1 protein-coding gene is annotated in these 712 nt (G+C 57.7%); it reads right to left on the minus strand.

What is annotated here, in order from left to right; translation table 11 throughout:
- Window positions 1-20: 20 nt before the first annotated feature.
- Window positions 21-712 (minus strand): Cna B-type domain-containing protein (locus H8730_RS17455; protein ID WP_249290320.1); only part of this gene is annotated, 692 nt, incomplete at its 5' end.

The raw sequence follows: 712 nt of genomic DNA on the forward strand, positions 1-712 counted from the left end.
GTATTGGTTGCAGCAAACGTTCAGTGCCGTTTAGATTTACAGTCACGTGATTTTCTCTTCCTAAGCAGCGGAGTCATGATGAGCCCTGCGAGGCTGAGGAACATTAGCACAACCCAAATCGTCAGGTTGCTGTTGTCGCCGGTCTTGGGGCTGTCTGTGCCGCCGGGCGGTGTGCTGGGCGTACTTGGTTTATCGTCGCCGGGGTCAGGCGGCTCCGGTTCTGGCTCCGGCGTGGCGCCGGTGTAGGTGTTGAGAATGTCATATCCCTTGATTTCGGCGGTGTAGCCGGGCACGTCGGCTTCGCCCACGGTGTAGACAATCTCGTGGCCGTCGTCGGCGTATTTCGGCAGCTCAAAGGCATACTTCCAGCCCTCCTTGGCCGTAACCTGCCGCTGCACGGTAAGCTCCCCGTCCGCGTAGACATAGACAATGATGGAATCCGGGGGATTCGGGTTGTTCCCGTGGTTCCAGGTCTTGACGCCTGCGATCTCTACGGCATCCGGTTCTTCCGGCGTGTAATGGTTCACAAACAGCGCCTTGTTCGCCGCTACCCCGTCTTTTGTCAAAGTGTGGGCCGCATGGAGTGCGCCGTCCTCCAGCGTAACGGTGAAGGTGAGGGTGTAAACGGTGTTGTCATACGTCCAACCCTCCGCGCCGGTGTTTAACTCGGAGATGGTATAGGTATATACACCGGGGGAAGCAAAGGAAAAGG

The organism is Bianquea renquensis (assembly GCF_014384895.1).
In the GTDB taxonomy this organism is placed as follows: Bacteria; Bacillota; Clostridia; order Lachnospirales; family Bianqueaceae; genus Bianquea; species Bianquea renquensis.